This is a genomic window from Maritimibacter sp. 55A14 (assembly GCF_003122205.1).
Classification (GTDB): Bacteria; Pseudomonadota; Alphaproteobacteria; order Rhodobacterales; family Rhodobacteraceae; genus QEYE01.
On the sequence record NZ_QEYE01000066.1, the window covers coordinates 1 to 921 of the forward strand.

Genomic DNA, 921 nt, shown 5'->3' on the forward strand with positions numbered 1-921 from the left:
ACAACACCAGACGACCCCACAGTGCCTTGGGCTACCGCCCACCGGCCCCGGAAACCATCCTGCCAATGGACCAGAGGCCGATCATGCACTAACACTCAAACCGGACCACTCAGGTGGGGCTGGTCAATATGGTCGCCACGGTCGTCTATGTCGTCCAAGGCAAGCCCTGCGATTTCGCTGAGACGACACGCGGTCACCCAAAGCAAACGCACGGTCACGTACATTTCCCGCTGATACTTGAGCCGGTCATTCCCCGAGATGTACGATAACAGCGCCTCGGCTTCCTCTCGGGTCACCGGTCTAAGGTTCTTCTGCCGGGGGTCTGCTTTCTTGCGCTGCCCCGCCAGCCTTCTCAGGAGCGACGAGAAAGGGTTTCTAACGTCCGGGTCCACAAGCCCCCAGTGATCGAGAACCCGCCAGTAGGATGCCAGACAGGACTGATACGATTGAAGGGAACGCGCAGAAAGCCTTTCCCCAGTCCGCTCCGAAGGGGTGGATTTAAGATACTCCATGAACCCAAGAGCAAGAGAACGATTTATCTCCGATACTTCGATGTTTCCGGCGTAGGCTTCAAACGCCCCAATGTGCTGGCGGTATCGTTGTCGCGTCTTTCTGTTGATCCCATCCGCCTGAACAAGCCAGCGATGTGCCGTCGCCTTGATGTTCGTTCCGTTCGTCCTGCCAGTCGGGTGTATCGGCTTACCGGGTTTGCCCTCAAGTCGCGCTTTGAGTTCGCCTTCGATCTCCTTGAGGGTTTCATCTTTCTTGGAAATGGCTTCGCCAAGGTCTGATGTACCTAGGGTCAGGACCCATTGATTTCAGCCGAGCATCGTGATTCACCGCCTGAAAACAGAGCGGTGACATGTCTGATCTTTACTGGCTGAGCGACGCGCAGATGGCGCGTCTGGAACCCTATTTTCC

Annotated in this window: 2 protein-coding genes; one reads left to right on the top strand and one right to left on the bottom strand. The window is 56.6% G+C overall.

Annotated features, from left to right (window positions below):
• Window positions 1–95: 95 nt before the first annotated feature.
• On the bottom strand, window positions 96–554 hold the full coding sequence (locus DDZ14_RS20345; protein WP_369915403.1) for a hypothetical protein: 459 nt from the start codon (window positions 552–554) through the stop codon (window positions 96–98).
• On the opposite strand from DDZ14_RS20345, the gene DDZ14_RS19605 reads away from it, so the two are divergent.
• Complete coding sequence (locus DDZ14_RS19605) at window positions 447–791, top strand: hypothetical protein (RefSeq protein WP_146193206.1); 345 nt, start codon at window positions 447–449, stop codon at window positions 789–791. The genes DDZ14_RS20345 and DDZ14_RS19605 overlap by 108 nt on opposite strands.
• Window positions 792–921: the final 130 nt, after the last annotated feature.